Genomic DNA, 15,836 nt, shown 5'->3' on the forward strand with positions numbered 1-15,836 from the left:
GTGGTGTCGGGCTCAGGCACAGAGCGGAACTGAAGAACGGCGTCGGCTAATGAGAAAGCCCGATCTGATCGATCGGGTTTGTGACGTGTGATGGGAGGGTAATCTGGTCTTCCATTATTTCCTGTAATCTTTATTACAGGATAATTTATATTAAGGAGTCGAAAGACGATCAGCCCCGGTCTTTGTCCATTGCGTATCGCCTCAGCTAACGCTTTTTGCTAACGTTGAGCGTCTTTGCCGTAACTGCCATGTCTTGATGTCATCAACGAAATCTTACCGCCGCTCTTTACCCGCTGGTGTTTGGGTGCTGGGGTTTGTCAGCCTGTTAATGGATGTCTCTTCGGAGATGATTCACAGTCTGTTGCCGCTGTACCTGGTTGGCGTTCTGGGCGCCAGCGCTTTAACGCTGGGGCTGATTGAAGGCTTTGCTGAAGCTACTGCGATGATGCTCAAAGTCTTCTCCGGCGCCTTGAGCGATTACTGGCGCAAACGCAAAGGTCTGGCGTTGCTCGGTTATGGCCTGGCGGCCATCACCAAACCCGTTTTTGCCTTAGCGCCCAGTGTTGGCTGGGTTTTGGCAGCACGCTTAACTGACCGCGTTGGCAAAGGCATTCGTGGCGCTCCCAGAGACGCCTTGGTGGCCGATCTAACGCCACCGCAGATGCGCGGCGCAGCCTATGGTTTACGTCAGTCGCTCGATACCATTGGTGCCTTTGTCGGGCCTGTGCTGGCCATCGCCTTGATGGCGTTGTTGGCGAACAACTATCAATGGGTGTTCTGGATCGCCGTTATCCCGGCGTTTCTTGCCGTCATCCTGCTGTGTGTTGGGCTGCGCGAGCCCGAACGCCAAAATCGCCAAAACCGGGGTAATCCCATCCAATTCAGTCATCTAAAGCGTTTTACTCAGGCTTACTGGGCGGTGGTGCTGATTGGATCCCTCTTTACCCTGGCTCGATTCAGCGAGGCCTTTCTCTTGTTAAAGGCTGAAGATGCAGGGCTGTCACTGCTGTGGGCGCCGCTGGTGCTTGTCGTAATGAACATCGCTTTTTCGCTGTCCGCCTATCCATCCGGCCGGATGTCAGACCGAATGGACCCTCGTCAGCTATTGGCGGCAGGGTTACTGCTATTGATCGTTGCCGACCTGGTGCTTGCCTGGTCGTCGGGCTGGTTCAGCCTGATGATCGGCGCCGCCTTCTGGGGCCTGCATATGGGCATGACTCAGGGGTTATTGGCAACCTTGGTTGCCCGAACGGCGCCCGCCGAATCCCGGGGCACGGCCTTTGGCATTTTTAACCTCATCATGGGACTGACGGTGCTGTTGGCGAGCATCATCGCAGGTCTGCTTTGGACGCTTTATTCTCCTGCCCTAACCTTTGTGATCGGCGCTCTCTTCTGTCTGCTGACGCTGAGCTGTCTTGGTATTTTGAAAAGACCGTCAGAAGTCGCTTAAAAAGTCGGCAGCCGGCCGTTTTAGATGCGCTTCGTTCCACACCAGGTCTTCGATAAAGCGCTCACGCAGTAACGCTGCCTTGGTGTTGTCCGGCTCACGCTGATACCACTGGTAAGCAATGCGGCAGGCCGTTGCCAGGCTGCGTTCATCGGCGGCTTTAGCCAAGTAGGCTTCGATGGCCGTGAGTAAACGATCTTGTGGCCATCGTTGCAGCTCGGCTTCTATCGCCGAGGCGCGCTCAGCTTGTAGATCGGCTTCGAGTTGAGCGACGACGTCCGGCAGTAGCTGTTCCAGTGCTTCACTGAGCGTGCTGTATTGACCGGCTTGTGCCAGTTGTTTCAACCATTGGTGTGCTTGGCCACTGAGTGTCAGATTGACGGGTCCTTGATTGGTGCGTTTTTCCCGACGGCGTCGGCGTCTTGCTGACAACGTTTTGCGCAGCCTATCCCAGTCCGATCGCTCAAGAATCTCATTCAAAATGGCTTGCAGGTCGTCACAATGCCCCTGGCCAGGCTCAGTGACGTCACGAAACGCCCGACACTGCTCTTTGAAGGTAGCCAGGCCGTAATGGTGAATGGGATGCTGCTCCGCGAGCAGCCAGGTAGGTTGGCTGAGTTGGTAATCGATCCAGTCGAGAGCATCGAACCAGTCATCAGCGCCGATGCGAAAGCGAGGTCTGGGCATAAACGTCTACACGGTAGATTATTTAAGCCCAGTATCCATGGCCTGAGAGCGAAATCAACCCGGCTTAGATCAGGCCAAGCTCGAGCGCTTTCAGGACGGCTCTTGTGCGGTCTCGGACGTTCATTTTGGCAAGAATATTGGAGACGTGGTTCTTGATGGTCCCTTCGGATTTGAAGATCGCACGGGAGATTTCTTTGTTGCTGTAGCCACCGGCCATTAACCGCAGAATTTCAATTTCACGCTGCGTCAGCGGCTCCTGAATCGGATCGCTGTCGATCTTGGTTTCCCCAGTTAATTCGGTGTAGCCACGCATCACCCGTTCAGTAACCGCCGGCTGTATCAGGGTTTCGCCGCGGTTAACCGCTTCTATGGCTTCAACCAGGCTCTCCAGGGAGACATCTTTGAGCAGAAACCCTCGGGCGCCTGCGCGAATGCCATTGAGCACCAGCTCGTGATCGTCGAAGGTGGTGAGGATAATCACCGGAGGTGCGCTCTCTTCTTCTGCCAGACGCTGCGTGGTCTCGATGCCATCCAGCCGAGGCATGCGAATGTCCATCAATACGACGTCAGGTTGGCATTGCGGAATGCGCTCCAGCGCTTCAACGCCATCGCTGGCTTCGCCGACAATGTCGATATGTCCGGCCAACTGCAGCAGGGATTTGATGCCTTCGCGCACCAGGGTCTGGTCATCCACCAGCATGACTTTGATGGACTCGCTCATAGCGCCTCCGCAACAGGAATGGAAATGTTCAGTGCAAAACCGCTTTGGGTCGCAATGTCTAAACGGCCACGCAACGCTTCAATGCGTTCACGCATGCCTCGCAGGCCGTCGCCTTCTTCAAAACAACCGCCCTGGCAGCCGCCGTTATCCGCCACAAACAGCTGAATATCATTAGGGCCTTTGCGCGTGGTGATGGTCATCCGGCTGGCATTACCGTGTTTAAGCGTATTGGTAATGGCTTCCTGAATGCACCGGAACAGAGCTTCAGCGACTTCGACGTCAGCGACACTGGCGGTAGGATCCAGGTCGAGTTCGATGCGCAGCCGGGGCACCTGTGATACCAGCGCCTCTAACGCTTCTTTGAGGCGAATACTGGAATCACCGCGCATCTGATGCACGGTTTCGCGCACATCTGACAATAATGCCCGGGACAGTTCGTGCGTTTCCCCTACTCTTTTCTGGGTTTCGCCTTCCGTCGTGTGCGTCAGGTATTGGAGCTTAAGAATCAGCGCCGTCAGTTTGTGCCCCAAACCGTCATGCAGATCGCGGGCAATACGAATACGCTCGGTTTGTTTTGCCGATTCCTCCAGCAAGGCCTGAGTCGCCAGCAGCTCGCGGTTCAGCGCGGATACCTGATCACGCGCTTCCTGTTCCTGGATGACTCTCTGGCTCATCAGCATGGCGAAGGCATGAAATGCGGCAACCATGGTCCAGCGCAGTACCGGATCTTCCAGCTCCCAAGCCCAAAAGGTGAAACCGAAATCAATGCCCACCAGTACTGCCAAGCCGACCAAGGCACCCTGACGTGAAAAGAAAAACGGCAATTGGGCCGCCAGCGCGACACTGAGAATGGCAATAACGCCGGTTTCGGTTTCAAATCGAATGCTGACGACGGCCAGAAACTGTGCCATATAGGCCAGCTGCCGGATGCGCAGGTCAAAGCGCTCATATTGAGCATCACGTGACGAGAAGTAGAACCCGACGATATAGACCAGTAAGCCAGCCACGATCAGCAATAGCCGGATCTGGCCTCCGGGGGTATCTGCCGGTTCGCTGCTGAGCGTCAGGTAGCAGACCACCGCCCAAGCCAGGTAGCCTATGGCCCCCTCTAACGTTTGCACCAGCACATTGCGGTACACAGACATCTCCTAAAACAGTTCGCTGTGACGCTGTTAGACAGTCGTCGAATTACTCGAAGTTTAGCCTGAGCCGCGTATAACGCCCAGTGCCCAAAGGTCATCAACCACGTGACTCAGTCGTCTTTCGCTTGGGCGGCCGCACGCGCATAATGCACTTATGACTGTTCAGACCGAGAATCATCAGCTGCTTGCTTCCAATCCTCACGGACGTGACTTTGTCTTAGCTGATTTGCACGGCCATCGGTCACAATTGGAAGACAGTCTGGCCGAGCGAGCCTTTGACCCCAAGCGTGATCGGTTGTTGTCTGTCGGCGACCTCATTGATCGAGGCCCGGATAGTCTGGGCTGTCTGGCGTTACTCGACGAACCCTGGTTTTACGCCGTTCGTGGTAACCACGAGCAGATGCTGATCGATGCCGTTCAGGATCAGAATTCCTTGGCCTGGAGTCGCTGGCTGATGAACGGCGGTAACTGGGCGCTCGACTGCGCTGACGCCCAACTGCAGTACTGGGCCGAGCGGCTGCAAGCCTTGCCCTACAGCCTGACGGTATCGCACGGGGATCACCGAATTGGTGTGTGCCACGCTCAGTATCGGCTGCCAAACTGGGATGACCGCTTAAGTGCGGGCGACTACGACAGAGCTGACTGGATGTGGGGTCGGTCGCGCTTAAACAGCGGAGACCGCCAAACGGTGGCAGGCGTTGACTGGATATTCCACGGACATACCATTGTGCCATCCGTCGCTCAGTTGGGTAATTCCGTCTTTATCGACCGTGGTGCGTACAACGGCGGTCCTTTGGTGCTGGTTTCTATCAAAGATTGGCTAGACGGCACTGACCGCTATCAATCGCTATAAAGCAGGATGTTTTACCAGTGACAACCCCCCTCCCCGACCCGATCCCCATCTTCGATAACCTCAGTCACGTTGAGAACCCGTTCCGACACCGGCCACACCCCAGTGCCTTGGTACGCGAACACGCTCGTATTGACGAAGCCGCCTTAGCCGGCGATTTGCAGCTTTGCCATGAATTTTTGTACAGCTACCGAGGTAGCTCCGATACCTTTGCGTCTTACCGCCGCGAAATTGAGCGCTTTATGCAATGGTGTTGGTTTCTGCAAGGAATCGCTCTGGCCGAGGTGCGGCGTCAGCACATCGAAGCCTTTGTTGAGTTTTGCCAGGCTCCTCCCAGACACTGGATTGGTACAAAAAGTGTGGCGCGGTTTCGTGACAGCGGCGGTGAGCGGGTGCGTAACACAGAGTGGAAGCCCTTTGTTGCCAAGGTTTCAAAACGTGACCATAAGCGTGGCCAGAGTGCCGATATCGGTGGTTTCGATTTAAGCCAAAGCGCGTTACAGGCGATCTTTTCGGTGTTGTCGACCTTCTTCAATTACCTGCTGCAGGAAGAACATGTCGAACTGAATCCGGTTGCTCAGATCCGCCAGAAAGGCAAATTCCTGCGCAAACGCCAGGGCGCAGCGACCATTCGTCGACTCTCCGAAGCCCAATGGCACGAGGTGTTAAATGCCATAGAACAGGCCGTTCCGGAAAACCCGGAACGCTATGAACGCGCGTTGTTCATTGTCAGCTGCCTGTTTGGCATGTATCTGCGGATTTCTGAACTGGCTGAAACCGATCGCTGGCAGCCCAGCATGGGCGATTTCACACAGGATGCTCACGGCAACTGGTGGTTTACGACCGTTGGTAAAGGCAACAAAGAACGCGACGTATCGGTGTCCGATGCGATGCTGACATCGCTGCGCCGTTTTCGCAGCTTTTTAGGACAGACACCTTTGCCATTGCCTGGTGAGTCTGCGCCGCTAATCCCTAAGGTTCGAGGCCGTGGCGGTATCACCAGTACGCGACAAATTCGTTTTATTGTGCAGGAGTGCTTCGACTTGGCGATTGATCGGCTTCGCGCCCAGGGCGAGCCCGAAGAAGCCGACGCCCTCCAAGCGGCTACGGTGCATTGGCTGCGCCATACGGGTATTTCCGAAGACGTTAAAACACGACCGCGTGAGCACGTACGCGATGACGCCGGACACGGCTCCAGCGCCATCACTGACCGCTATATCGATGTCGAACGGCAAGCGCGCCATGCCTCGGCGCGCAACAAGAAGATCAATCCGGTCTGATTAGACGGCTTGCCCCACGACTCGGCTGGGTTCGCGCATGGTGACGAATTCTTCTGCCGACGTTGGGTGAATACCGATGGTGCGGTCAAAATCGGCTTTGGTCGCCCCCGCAATTATGGCAACTGCTAACCCTTGAACGATCTCACCCGCATCATCGCCTACCATATGCAGGCCAATCACCTGTTGTGATTCGGCTTCCACCAGCATTTTCATCAGTGTTCGGCCGGCATTGCCCGACAAGGTGTTGCGCATTGCCCGGAACTGGGTGCTGTAAACCTCGACCCGATCAAAGCGTTCTGCTGCAGCCTCCTCGGTTAACCCAACGGTGGCCACATTGGGTTGGCAGAATACCGCAGTAGGAATCTGCTCATAGTTAACCGGTGCAGGCGCCTGATCGGCAAAGAGGTCGGCCGAGATAAACATGCCTTCGGCAATGGCTACTGGTGTCAGTGGTACCCGACCGATCACATCACCCAGCGCGCGGATGTGTGGGATTTCGGTTCGGTAATGCTCATCCACCTGGATAAACCCATTCTTTTGCAGCGTCACGCCGGTGTTTTCGAGGCCAAGATTGTCGACTAAGGCATCACGACCGGTTGCAAAGAGAACCAGACCGGTTTCGACCTCAGCGCCGTCATCATAGGTGACGCGAAGACGGCCGTTATCCAGTTTTTTGATGCTGGCGAGGTTGCGGTTGTATTGAAGATCGACACCGGCTTTGGCCATCTCGGCCGATACGAAATGCCGAACCTCTTCATCAAAGCCACGCAACACCGGTTCACCGCGATAAACCAAATGGGTTGAAACACCCAAACCGGTGAAAATTCCTGCGAATTCGACCGCAATATAACCACCGCCAACTACGATGGCATCATCGGGCAATTGGTCGAGGTAGAACACTTCGTTAGAGGTGATGGAATGTTCGGCCCCGGGAATATTCGGCTTACTGGGCCAAGTGCCTGTGGCGATCAGAATGTTCTTCGCCGTGAGGCGTTTTTCGCCATTTACCTCGACCGTATTATTGTCTACGAAACGGCCATGACCATTAATAATCTCCACCCCAGCCCGACTTAAAAGCCCGTCATAGACAGTGTTTAAGCGTTCAATCTCTGCCGTCTTGTTATCTCTAAGTGTGGCCCAATCGAAGCTCGGCATATTATCTACACGGTAGCCATAACCTTGCGCATCGTCGAACGCCTGGCGGTATTCTGAGGCATAAACGAAAAGTTTCTTGGGCACACAACCCACGTTCACACAGGTGCCACCGAGGTACCGTGATTCAATAACAGCGACTTTGGCACCGCGAGAAGCTGACATCCGAGCGGCACGAACTCCGCCGGATCCCGCGCCGATGACCACCAGGTCATAGTCATAGGATGCAGACATGGGACTTCCTAGAGAGGTAAATGAGAGGCTTGGATGGGGGCGCCGGTGAAAAGTTCCAACCGGCGCCGGTGCCATTAAACCAACCGTTCAGGCTGCTTGCTCGGCATAGTTAGGATTAGGCCGAAACAGAACCGTCTCGGTCAGTTCCCCTAACGGCAGTTCGGCAAAGCTGCGATAGCCCAGGGATTCATAAAACGACAAATACCGCGTATTGCCCGTATCGAGAAACAGTCCGATCGATTCATGGTCCTGTTCCGTTAAATCATGGACCGCCTCCATCAACATGCGCCCTAGCCCACGTTTTTGAAAATCCGGATGAATACCGATCAGGCTGACCAAGCGATGGTGCTTGTCAGGAAGGCTGTTCTGCACATCGTTGTAATAGTTGATGAACCGACGAGTGGCTTCAAAACCCGCCGTCAGTGTCATTTTCAAGCGCCAACGCAATTGCCGGGATATGTCCATTTTCAGCCCGACATCACTGACAAAGACCACACCTAATAAGCGTTGGCTGGCTTTGTCGAGCACGCCAAAGACGGTTTCGCCACGCTCAAAATGCAGAAAGATCAGTTCACGGATCGTCGCCCGAATGCGCTGTCGATAGCCCGGACGTTCGGCATTAAGCAGGTAACGAAAGGTGGGTTCATTGCGGTAGGAATGGTACAGCAAGGAGCGCGCCTGACGGCTGTTGCGCTCATCCAGCCGAACCAGTTCCACCCAATCCAGGTCGTTTTGGGTCATGCAGGCCTCTGATGTTGTTATTTTGGCTTGAGGCCCAATCGTGCCAGCTTTTGGAAAAGCTGCCTAGCGTCGCATCACTGCGATGACTTGAACGCGGCCGGGTCGGTCACGTCCGTTCAGTGTCAGTTGATCCACAACAACGCCCTGCGCCTGAAGCGCCGCCAGCCATTGAACGACCTGGCTGTAACGAGCTTCGTCCAACCGAACACGGAGCCAATCACCGTCGGGTTCAAATCCTTGGATGGATAAACCAAATCGGTTGGCTTGCTGGCGAAGTTCTGTGTTCAGTGAGGCATTACTGGTCGCCGAGGTTGCGGAGCCTGACGCGAGTGCCAATGGCGCTTTTTGAAGTAATTGCTGGTAGGTGGACTGAGCATTTTCAAGTTGCTGGCTGGCTTGTTGACGCCATTGATAGACCGGCTGAATTAATAACAGCCACATCGCCAGCAACCCGACAACGATTGCCAAGAGACGCAACGCCTGTTGCTCACGCTGCCCCAGTTGCTGCCAGCGCGTGTTCAACGACTCCAGGGTTTGTAAGATAGCTGCCTTCATCCGTTACTCTCCAGACTCACCTGAAAGCGACCGCGGACCGCCTGACTGTCCTGACTCGCTGAATATTCCACTTGATAGCCTCGGTCCTGCAACGCGGTTTTAGTGGCTTCAAACCGAGCAAATGCATCGCCCTCAATGCCATTGGGTTGGCGCAACGTAAACAGCATCTGGCCACTGCTTTGTTGATAACGGAAGTCATCGAGAACCAGCACATCATCTAAAACATTCAGGGCTTCTAGAGCACTGATCACCGTTGTTTCACTGCCACTTTGACCGCTGTTGAGTGATCGAATGCGGTTGTCGATTTCGCGGATCATCAATGGACGTTGTATGCGTTTGTCGGGGCCAAAGACCTGGCGAAAAACCGTATCACTGGCGGTCCAGGTTGATTCGGCGCGTTGCTGATCGCGCCAAGCATTGGCGCCACTGACCACCAGCCACAGGCAGAGCGTAACGGCCGCTGCTATGGCCGTCGGCCACCAATAGCGACGCTGTCCTCCCTCACGTTTAATGGCCAGCGCCCCGGTCATCAGGTTGCCGTGTTGATTCTGGCTCGCCTGCTCGTCCCACTGCGCCATGTCGGGCAGCGGGGTGACAACCCATTCCAACGCATCGCCGGTTGCTTCCAACTCGGTACGCAACTGACGCGCCCCGTCGTCATTGGCACGTGAGGTCAGTGCCAAACGCAGCGGTGAAGCCAGATTTTGTTGTTGTTTAAAGCGTTCAAACCACTCAGCAAAACCCTGGATGTGTGTCTGGTGCAACAAACCACCATGGCGGCAGAACACACGGTGACCATCGAGGTCGAGCTGGATATCGCTGTAAGGCATCTCCGGCCATTGGAAGTACCCGGCGTCATAGGCCTCAACCAGCGTCAAACCGCCTTCAGCCAGCGTGGATTGAAGCTGGGTCAGGAACGACGCCTCAGTCACCAAAACGGTCATCCGACCATCCTGCGGCTGATCTAACGGCACCAGGTGCAGGGCATCGATGTCCTGGGCCAATTGTTCTTCCGCCGTAAAACGCATGACTGCTGGAGCTAAACGACGGCGGCCAGTGGGCACGTTAATGACCAGAGCGGTGAAATGGGTATGGGGCAAGTACAGCCGGGTTGCAGCACCGGCCTGGTTGGTTTCACCTATCTGATCGACCAAATCATCCCAGCGTCCTGCTTGAGATTCGGTCTGGCTGTGCCAACGCCATTCCAGTTGATCCAGCTCTTGCCAATAAATGGACAATACAGGGGTCATTCGGTACTTCCTTCTTCCTTGTCATTCATCAAAATGCTGGGGTCATTCACCGCCTGCGTCCGAAAATTCACGATGACGGCGTTGTTTTCAGAGCGATACAGCCGGCTGACCTGACGCACATCGAGTTCTTGGTAGATCGCTCTAACATACAGATCATACCAGTCTGAGGTAACGCTCAATTGCTCGTTATAGAGCGGCTTATCGTCGTTTTCCTGGAACAATGACTGATTCAGAAGCTCATCAACCCGCTCAAAATCATGATCTCTGCGTTGTTCAGTCAGAGCATCGGCCTCTTCGCGACTGATAAACGGCGCCAGCGTCATCAGAACCTCGGCGGTGGCTGTGTTGATATTCAACGGTTCATCAGGCCTTAACGTGCTGACATAGGGTGCCAAGGCGTCAAACGCTTCGGGGGTGATGGCCTTTAACAAATAGAGTTCACCGACATCGGCCATAGGCAGGAACGACGGCCGATAACTGGGTTGTTGATCGATGTAATTGAACTCGCCGCCGCGGTCCGAATCAAACCACGTCAACAGTTCGTCGGCAATGCCCTCATCAAGCTCAAGTTGCAGTAACAAACGTTTAAACCCGGCAGCGGCCGCTTCGGGGTTGGCTGCTGACGGATGCAGCCAATTCAGGTTGAATCGACCCTGCAAATCACTCAGCACCACTGTCAGTTCGCAGTTGTTTAACGGAAACCCAAGCGTAGCATTGCCCTTGTCGTCCATCATTGCGCTCAATGGCTGCGCATCACTCAGTTGCGCTTCCAGTCTCAATGCCGTTTGCGCGAGTGTTTCGGTGCTGTCTAAACACGTCTGTACCTGACTTAATGACAAGCCCAGTGAGGCGCGTTCACGCTGAACAACTTGCTGATACTGCAAGCGCGCAACAATGACCGCCAGTAAAGCAAAGACCAGCAATACTTGAATCAACGCGAAACCCCGCTCACGAAGTGGCATCAGCCGCCTCCTGAACGTCTTCTCGTTGCATTGGCACGGCAATCAGGCGTTCCAGTTCTACTTCGGGCAACATCAGTTTTACTTCGATCGCAACCAGGATCGGCGCGCTGTCCAATACCTCTGGGGTGTCGGGCGGCCAGTTGTCGAAGAAGCGCAGTTCGTCGCCCACTCGGCCCAGGAAGCGGAATTGCAGCGCCCGAATCGGACGAAACAATTGCTGGTGCTGCCACTCCAAACGACCATCGTCATCCAGTTGCCACAGGAAACTGCGAATCAGACAGCCCTGGGGTGACTCATTGAATGTCGCTTCATCGTCTGGCAACGGACAAAGTTCACTGCCCTCCTCGGCCAGGCGGTACCGTACCCGCTGCAGTTGCGATCGTTTCGATGGCGTTATCGATGAGTTGTCAGTCAGTAGCTCCAGCAGTTCACTGCGAGCCCATCCTGCCCGGGTCAGACTTAAGCCGTTTTCATCGACAACCAATGCAGCCACTTCCTGGCCAAAGGCATCGCGTACCGGACGGTCAGGCACCCACTGGCGGATATCCGATTCAAGCTTACGCACCACACGGGTTAACTGACTGCGCATTTCATTACGCTCAACCAAAGTGGTCTGAGTCTGGCGGGAGGTTTGCACCAAATAGAAGGTGCCCACCGCCAAGATGGCTGAAATAGCCAGAGCAATCAGTAATTCGATCAGGGTAAATCCGGCGTGTTTCATCGGGTTCATGGCGCCGCCAGGACCGCTGTCAGGCGGTCGGCTGGGGGCGCATCTGCGGGTTCATTGACCAGACGAGCACTGAGCTCCACTTGGCGCAAATAAGGTTCTACCGCCGGCAACCCTGGAAAGCTGAAAGGGGCAACAGACACCTCAACTTCCCAGTCGCGGCCATTAAAACGGGCGTCGCGGGTCAACCGGTCACCGGCATCGGGTAAGGCAGAAAAGCGCAGCTGTGACAGGATGTTTTGGTTCACCCAGCGCGCATCGGATTGCTCTTCAATTTGCCGTGCTGCCGCCAGGTTCTGAGTGTTCGCCAGGGCAATGGCCCCTGCCATCACCGCAAACACGGCTAAGGCGACCATCACCTCCAGCAGAGTAAAGCCCGCTTCAGAGCGTGACACGACTGACCTCCAGACGGTTAAAACCGTCGCCATGCACGCGTATGGCCTGGTTATCCATACCTTGGGGTCTTAGGTAGAGGTCAAACCTGGGCTGGTAGTCTTCTGATGGCAACAGGATAATCATCGGCCGCCAATCCCGAGGGTCTTCCGGCGCTTGAGTCAACGTCATGGTGGGTTGCCCCGCGCTGAACAACGTCAGCTCGGTGTCATCAGGCGCTTGCCAGATCGGCAAAGCGTCATCGATAGCCCAAAGGATGTCGGGTTCCCCTTGGCGTGGATCCCCCTTCTTCCAACCCAAAAACTGAACTTCTCCATCCACCACGACCAAACCACGGTCTTTGCCACTGAGCAAAACCCGGTCCTGGACTTGCCCGAAGCGATAGACCAGCTGCTGCGCCGAACGCTCCAAATCCCCCAGTGGATCCGGCTGGCTGATGGCCAAGCGAACCGCCCCAGCCGCTACGCCAATGATGATGATCACCACCAGCAATTCGATCAGGCTGAAGCCAGCGCCAGCGTGAGGGCTGGCTGGGCGATTTGGACGAAGGATCATTCGCTGGCGTTGGAGGAAATGTCTTCGTTGATGTCGTTGCCGCCAGCCTGGCCATCGGCGCCGTAGGAGATAATCTCGTAGTCGTTACCGTCATTGATATAGGCGTACGGATTGCCCCAAGGATCAGCCGGTGTCTGCTTCACATAAGGTCCGCGCCAGTTGTTCGGCTGCGGGCTGCCGCTGGGCTGGCTGACCAACGCTTCCAGACCCTGATCGGTCGATGGGTAGTGCGAGTTGTGCAGCCGGTATGTTTCCAGCGCATTTTCCAGCGTGCGGATGTCGGTTTGTGCGGCCGTAACACGGGCTTCATCACCGCGCCCAATGACATTGGGTACCACCAGCCCGAATAAGATCCCCAGGATGACCAGAACGACCATCAATTCAATCAGTGTAAAACCCTGCTGTTTACGCATAACGTGATATTTCCTAAGCGACAAAACTGTTCATTTCCATAATGGGCAAAACGATGGCGAGTACGATGATCAGCACAATGCCGCCCATCAACAACACCATGATCGGTTCAAACAAGCCCAGTACCGTATTGATCAAATCCTTGATCTGCTGGTCCTCGGCATCGGCGGTGCGTTGCAACATGGCATCCAATTCACCACTGGCCTCACCACTGGCAATCATATGCAGCATCATCGGCCGGAAATATCCGGATTCTGCCAGTGCCTTATGCAACGAACCACCTTCAGACACCCGAACGGTTGCCGTTCGAACGGCCGCCTGAATTTCCAGATTGGAGACCACCTCGGCGGCAATGCGCATGGCCTCCACCAACGGCACGCCGCTGCCGGAAAGAATGGCCACCGTACCGATGAATCGAGCGGTGTTAAAACCCCGGGAAACGCGGCCAATCAGTGGCAGACGCAATAACCAGCGATGGGTGATGCGTCGCCGGCTCGGGTCGCGGTTCCAGATCATAAACCCCAACAATGCCAATGCGATGACAATCAGGCTCACCAGCCACCAGCTTTGTACCCAGTTACTGGCCGCCAGCAAGGCACGGGTTGGTCCAGGGAGTTGCTCGCCTGTGGAGGTGAAAACGCCGATGATGTCGGGTACCACCGAGTTGAGCAGAAAGACAACAATGCCCAGCGCGACGAGGGTCAGAAAGGTTGGGTAGATGGACGACATCTGAATCTGTTTGCGCGTCTTTTGCTGGTCTTCCTGGTAATCCGCCAGACGGTTCAGAACCCGATCAAGGTGCCCACTGTGTTCGCCCGCATCGACGGTCGCGCAATACAAACGTGGAAACGCCCGCGGGAAATCACCAAGGGCCCGCGCCAGGCTGTAACCTTCCAGCACGCGTGAGCGCACCGCCAGCATGAGGCTGCGTATACGGGCTTTTTCGGATTGCTCCGCCACGGCTCGCAACCCCTCTTCCAGCGGGATACCTGCCGCCACCAAGGTTGCCAGCTGGCGTGTCACCAAAGCCAGGTCAGGCACCGAAATCGATGGACCACCCAATAAACCCGGGCCGCGGTTCTGGCTCTTCTGGCTGGCTTCAACCTCAACGGGGAACCAGCCTTTATCGCGCAGTTGCTGGCGTACCTGTCGGCTGCTGTCCGCCTCTAAAACGCCGGTACGACGCTTACCATTTTCATCCAGAGCGGCAAATTCAAAAGCAGCCATCAATAGCTCCGGTAAACGCGCAGAACTTCTTCCAGCGTGGTCTGACCCGCCAGCACCTTATCTTTGCCGTCTTGCAAAATGCTTGGCGACAAGGTGCGGGCGTGACGTTCCAGATCAATGTCACCTGCTTGGTCGTGTATCAGTTGACGCATGGCTTCATCGACACGAATCACTTCATAAAGGCCGGCTCGGCCCCGGTAGCCGGAGTTGCGACAAGCACTGCAACCGGCTGCGTGATACAAGGTTGGAGGCTGTGCCGGGTCCAAACCCAGATAGTCACATTCGGCGGGATCAGCCTGATAAGGCGTTTTGCAGTCGGGACAGAGCGTGCGCACCAGACGTTGGGCCACCAGGCCAATCAGACTCGACGCCAGCAGGAAGGGCTCAATACCCATATCCTGCAACCGCGTAACGGCGCCCACCGCGCTGTTGGTGTGCAGCGTTGAAAGCACCAGATGGCCCGTCAAGCTGGCTTGAACGGCAATTTCGCCGGTTTCGTGATCGCGGATCTCACCGATCATCACCACGTCCGGATCCTGACGCAAAATGGCCCGCAACCCCCGCGCAAAGGTCATGTCCACCTTGGTATTCACCTGAGTCTGGCCGACACCGGCAAGGCTGTATTCGATAGGGTCTTCAACCGTCATGATATTGCGAGCGTGGCTGTTTAACGCCTGCAGCGCGCCATAGAGCGTGGTGGTCTTACCCGAACCGGTCGGCCCGGTTACCAGAATGATGCCGTGGGGACGCTGGATCAGATCGCTCAGTGTCGACAAAGCCTGTTCGTGCAAACCGAGATGCGTCAGCTCCAAATGCCCGGCCTGCTTGTCGAGCAGACGTAACACGACCCGTTCACCGTGATTCGCAGGCATTGTTGAGACCCGCAAATCAACTTCTCTTCCGGCCACGCGCAGGCCAATTCGGCCGTCTTGCGGCACCCGCTTTTCAGCGATGTCGAGTCGCGCCATCACCTTGATCCGTGACACCAGAAGTGGCGCTAAGGCGCGCTTGGGCTGGACCACTTCACGCAGTACGCCATCCACACGAAAACGCACCGACAGGCGTTTTTCATAGGTTTCGATGTGAATATCCGAGGCATTTTCTCGCACCGCCTCGGTCAGAATGGCGTTAATCAGGCGAATGATGGGCGCGTCGTCTTCCTGCTCCATCAGATCTTCGGTTTCAGGGACAGAATCGGCCAGTGAGCTCAGATCCAGAGTTTCCCCCAGACCTTCAACCATTTGCATGGCGTCATCGCCATCGGTTTGATAGGCCTTATTCAGATGATCGGCAAATTCCTGATCGTTGACCTGAACCTGTGGCAACAGCTGCTGTGCCAGTCGCTGCGCTTCCTGTAAGGCATTCAGGTTGGCATTAGGCCGATACAGCAAGCGAGGGCCATCGACATGCTGAAAATCAATCACCACGCCATGTCGTTTGGCAAAGGCGAATGGCAAACGCCGTTCAAATTCGACCGAAGGTACCGCTGTCATTGCGTCATC

At 55.6% G+C, this 15,836-nt stretch carries 17 protein-coding genes; 3 read left to right on the forward strand and 14 right to left on the reverse strand.

What is annotated here, in order from left to right:
- Nucleotides 1-256: 256 nt before the first annotated feature.
- Nucleotides 257-1,450, forward strand: a complete 1,194-nt coding sequence (locus BGP77_RS13700) for an MFS transporter (RefSeq protein ID WP_108165282.1) — start codon at nt 257-259, stop codon at nt 1,448-1,450.
- On the opposite strand, the gene BGP77_RS13705 is transcribed toward BGP77_RS13700, so the two are convergent.
- From BGP77_RS13705 to BGP77_RS13715, 3 genes are all read right to left on the reverse strand, one after another.
- Complete coding sequence (locus BGP77_RS13705) at nt 1,436-2,134, reverse strand: hypothetical protein (protein WP_108165283.1); 699 nt, start codon at nt 2,132-2,134, stop codon at nt 1,436-1,438. The genes BGP77_RS13700 and BGP77_RS13705 overlap by 15 nt on opposite strands.
- Nucleotides 2,135-2,198: 64 nt before the next feature.
- Nucleotides 2,199-2,855, reverse strand: coding sequence for a response regulator transcription factor (locus BGP77_RS13710; protein ID WP_199224278.1), 657 nt, complete (start codon nt 2,853-2,855; stop codon nt 2,199-2,201).
- Entirely contained in the window at nt 2,852-3,994 is a 1,143-nt protein-coding gene (locus tag BGP77_RS13715; RefSeq protein ID WP_158269380.1) for a sensor histidine kinase, read from the reverse strand. The genes BGP77_RS13710 and BGP77_RS13715 overlap by 4 nt, the downstream gene beginning before the upstream one ends.
- A gap of 157 nt (nt 3,995-4,151) precedes the next feature.
- Here BGP77_RS13715 and BGP77_RS13720 point away from each other — a divergent pair, with 157 nt between their 5' ends.
- Together BGP77_RS13720 and BGP77_RS13725 are read left to right on the forward strand one after the other, a co-directional pair.
- A complete protein-coding gene (locus BGP77_RS13720) occupies nt 4,152-4,850 on the forward strand; it encodes a metallophosphoesterase (protein WP_108165285.1) in 699 nt (232 codons plus the stop codon).
- Nucleotides 4,851-4,867: 17 nt separating this feature from the next.
- Nucleotides 4,868-6,127, forward strand: coding sequence for a site-specific integrase (locus tag BGP77_RS13725; RefSeq protein ID WP_199224279.1), 1,260 nt, complete (start codon nt 4,868-4,870; stop codon nt 6,125-6,127).
- Here BGP77_RS13725 and gorA read toward each other — a convergent pair whose 3' ends face one another.
- From gorA to gspE, 11 genes are all read right to left on the reverse strand, one after another.
- Complete coding sequence (gene gorA, locus BGP77_RS13730; RefSeq protein WP_370446846.1) at nt 6,128-7,588, reverse strand: glutathione-disulfide reductase; 1,461 nt, start codon at nt 7,586-7,588, stop codon at nt 6,128-6,130.
- A 12-nt stretch (nt 7,589-7,600) separates the two neighbouring features.
- Nucleotides 7,601-8,254, reverse strand: coding sequence for a GNAT family N-acetyltransferase (locus BGP77_RS13735; protein ID WP_108165287.1), 654 nt, complete (start codon nt 8,252-8,254; stop codon nt 7,601-7,603).
- Nucleotides 8,255-8,317: 63 nt separating this feature from the next.
- Nucleotides 8,318-8,809 carry a type II secretion system protein GspM gene (gene gspM, locus BGP77_RS13740; protein ID WP_108165288.1) on the reverse strand — a complete coding sequence of 164 codons (492 nt, stop codon included), beginning with the start codon at nt 8,807-8,809 and terminating at the stop codon, nt 8,318-8,320.
- Nucleotides 8,806-10,059 (reverse strand): type II secretion system protein GspL, encoded by a 1,254-nt coding sequence (gene gspL, locus BGP77_RS13745; protein ID WP_108165289.1) that lies wholly within the window; start codon nt 10,057-10,059, stop codon nt 8,806-8,808. The genes gspM and gspL overlap by 4 nt, the downstream gene beginning before the upstream one ends.
- Nucleotides 10,056-11,021, reverse strand: coding sequence for a type II secretion system minor pseudopilin GspK (gspK, locus tag BGP77_RS13750; RefSeq protein ID WP_108165290.1), 966 nt, complete (start codon nt 11,019-11,021; stop codon nt 10,056-10,058). The genes gspL and gspK overlap by 4 nt, the downstream gene beginning before the upstream one ends.
- Nucleotides 11,008-11,751 (reverse strand): type II secretion system protein GspJ, encoded by a 744-nt coding sequence (locus BGP77_RS13755; RefSeq protein WP_108165291.1) that lies wholly within the window; start codon nt 11,749-11,751, stop codon nt 11,008-11,010. Before BGP77_RS13755 ends, gspK begins: the two co-directional genes overlap by 14 nt.
- Nucleotides 11,748-12,143 carry a type II secretion system minor pseudopilin GspI gene (gene gspI, locus BGP77_RS13760; RefSeq protein WP_158269381.1) on the reverse strand — a complete coding sequence of 132 codons (396 nt, stop codon included), beginning with the start codon at nt 12,141-12,143 and terminating at the stop codon, nt 11,748-11,750. The genes BGP77_RS13755 and gspI overlap by 4 nt, the downstream gene beginning before the upstream one ends.
- Complete coding sequence (locus tag BGP77_RS13765) at nt 12,130-12,696, reverse strand: prepilin-type N-terminal cleavage/methylation domain-containing protein (protein WP_108165293.1); 567 nt, start codon at nt 12,694-12,696, stop codon at nt 12,130-12,132. The genes gspI and BGP77_RS13765 overlap by 14 nt, the downstream gene beginning before the upstream one ends.
- Nucleotides 12,693-13,109, reverse strand: a complete 417-nt coding sequence (gene gspG, locus BGP77_RS13770) for a type II secretion system major pseudopilin GspG (RefSeq protein WP_108165294.1) — start codon at nt 13,107-13,109, stop codon at nt 12,693-12,695. Before gspG ends, BGP77_RS13765 begins: the two co-directional genes overlap by 4 nt.
- Before the next feature lie 13 nt (nt 13,110-13,122).
- Nucleotides 13,123-14,334, reverse strand: a complete 1,212-nt coding sequence (gene gspF, locus BGP77_RS13775; RefSeq protein WP_108165295.1) for a type II secretion system inner membrane protein GspF — start codon at nt 14,332-14,334, stop codon at nt 13,123-13,125.
- Nucleotides 14,334-15,827, reverse strand: coding sequence for a type II secretion system ATPase GspE (gspE, locus tag BGP77_RS13780; protein WP_108165296.1), 1,494 nt, complete (start codon nt 15,825-15,827; stop codon nt 14,334-14,336). The genes gspF and gspE overlap by 1 nt, the downstream gene beginning before the upstream one ends.
- Nucleotides 15,828-15,836 lie beyond the last annotated feature (9 nt).

Source organism: Saccharospirillum sp. MSK14-1 (assembly GCF_003054965.1).
Taxonomy (GTDB): Bacteria; Pseudomonadota; Gammaproteobacteria; order Pseudomonadales; family Natronospirillaceae; genus Saccharospirillum.